This window comes from Streptomyces sp. NPDC029014 (assembly GCF_055564695.1).
This window is the reverse complement of sequence record NZ_JBVHVT010000201.1, coordinates 1-2,482: the sequence shown is the minus strand read 5'-3', so window position 1 is coordinate 2,482 and position 2,482 is coordinate 1. Positions and strand designations below refer to the sequence as shown.

Sequence of the window (2,482 nt, the reverse complement as noted above, 5' to 3'; positions counted from 1 at the left end):
ATCCCAACTGCGCGCTAGCGGCGGTGCAGGTGGACGCGAGCGCCTTCCAGAACGTGCCCTCGCGTGCGTTCCAGATCTGGGGCCGCATCATTCGGGTGCCGAGCAACTACGACCCGCGCACGCGTTCCTACAGCGGCGTCTGGGACGGCACGTTCAAGTCGGCATGGACCAACAACCCGGCTTGGGTGTTCTTCGACATTGTCACCAACGATCGTTTCGGCCTGGGCAATCGCCTGCCGCTGGATTGGGTGGACAAGTGGCGACTGTATGAGATCGCGCAGTACTGCGATCAGCTGGTCAGCGATGGCATGGGCGGGATGGAGCCGCGCTTCACCTGCAGCCTGTACCTGCAGACCCGGGCCGATGCGTACAAGGTTCTGCAGGACATGGCCAGCATGTTCCGTGGCATCAGCTTCTATGCTGCCGGTCAGGTCATGGCCTCTGCGGACATGCCCAAGGACCCGGTCTACACCTATAGCCAGGCCAACGTTGTCGATGGCCGGTTCACCTACGAGGGAAGCGCGCGCAAGGTCCGCCACACCGTGGCGCTGGTGTCCTGGACCGACCCGGACGACTTCGGCCGGCAGAAGGTTGAGCCGGTGCAGCTGCACGACGGCATCGCCCGTTATGGCGTGAACCAGATCGAGGTCACCGCGCTGGGCTGCCATTCGAAATCGCAGGCCCAGCGGGTAGGCAACCATATCCTGTACAGCGAGAACCTGGAGACGGAGACGGTCACCTTCGCCGTGGGCTTGGACGCGTTGAACTGCATGCCCGGTGACGTGATCCAGGTGGCCGACGCCAACCGCGCCGGCCGCCGGAACTCCGGTCGCATCAGCGCGGCAACGGCCAACAGTCTGACGCTGGACGTGGTGCCGCCGACAATGGCCGTGGGTGACCGCCTGCGGGCGACCCTGCCGAGCGGCAAGACCGAGGCGCGGACCATCAACGGGGTCAACCCCGCCACGCGCGTAGTGACCGTCTCGGCGCCCTGGAGCGCAGTGCCTGTGGCGCAGTCGATCTGGGCGACCGAGTCGACCGACCTGGTGCTGCAGCAATTCCGGGTACTGGGCATCGCCGAGGAGGAGGGGCTCACCTACCGCATCACGGCGCTGCAGCATCGCCCGGACAAGTTCGCTGCCATCGATGACGGCACCCGCCTGGAGCCGCCGCCGATCAGCGTCATTCCGCCCAGCGTGCAGCCGCCGCCGGCCAACGTGCGCATGTCGTCCCATGTGGTGATCGACCAAGGCATCGCTACGCCGGTGCTGACCATCGAGTGGGACGCTGCCGAAAATGCGATTGCCTATGACGTGGAATGGCGCCGGGACGATCTGAACTGGGTGCGTGCGGGCAGGGTAGGGACCACTAGCTGCGAGGTCCGGGGCATCTACGCCGGTAAGTACCTGGCCAGGGTGCGCGCGGTCAACGCGCTCAACGCGGTCTCGCAGCCGTCGCTGAGCATGCTGACCGATATCAAGGGCAAGACGGAGCCGCCGCCGGCACTGACCTCGCTGACGGCCACGCCGGTGGTGTTCGGCATCCGACTGGCGTGGGGCTTCCCGGCCGGGGCGACTGATACCGAGCGGACCGAGATCTGGCGTAGTACTGGGCCAGACCGCGCCAGCGCCACGAAGTTCGCCGACTTCGCCTACCCGCAGAACCGCTACCAGCTCGACGGTCTTGCTGCCGGTGCCCGGTTCTACTTCTGGGGCCGACTGGTGGACAAGAGCGGCAACATCGGTCCGTGGTATCCGACCGGCACCGGCGTGATGGGGGAGGCCAGCACAAACCAGTCGGACTACGACGCCTACCTCTCGGGTCGGATTACCGAGAGCGCGTTGGGGCAGGACCTGCTTTCCAAGATCGAGAGCATCGACCAGATCGTGCCACTGATCTGGGAGGCCGGCGCCACCTATGACCCCGGCGATACCGTCGTGCACAACGGCAAGATCTGGCTGTGGAACGACAACGCGCCGGGGAATGAGGAGCCACCGGGCACGAAATGGAAGGATGTGGGTGATGCCGTCGCTCAGGCGGGTGCGGTGGTCGGCCGGGTGAACACGCTGGAGCTGCAGGTCAATGATCCGGAAACCGGCCTGCAGGCGATCGGGCAGAAGACGGATGGCCTGTTCGCCCAGCTGGACGTTCAAGCCGCCGGTGATAGCGACTGGGGCGCTGGCGACGCCACGGTGTTCGCTGGAACGCTCACCATCCAGACGGTCATCGCCGAGGGCGACTATGCCCAGGCTCAGCGCACCGACACGGTGGAAGCGAAGGTAGGCGAAACGCAGGCGTTGGTGCAGGAGAACTCGCAGGCGGTAGTCGACATGGACGGCAGGATCAGCGCTTCGTGGACCCTGAAGCTGCAGGTGGCGGCGAATGGCCAGTACTACGCGGCCGGGATGGGCATTGGCATCGAAAATCAGCCGGACGGTAGCTACCAGAGTCAGATCCTGTTCCAGGCCGACCGGTTTGCGGT

1 protein-coding gene is annotated in these 2,482 nt (G+C 65.6%); it reads left to right on the top strand.

Features of this window, described 5'->3' with window-relative positions:
• Positions 1-23: 23 nt before the first annotated feature.
• A partial coding sequence (locus tag ACZ4VL_RS40380) for a TipJ family phage tail tip protein (RefSeq protein WP_468210971.1) occupies positions 24-2,482 on the top strand: 2,459 nt, incomplete at its 3' end.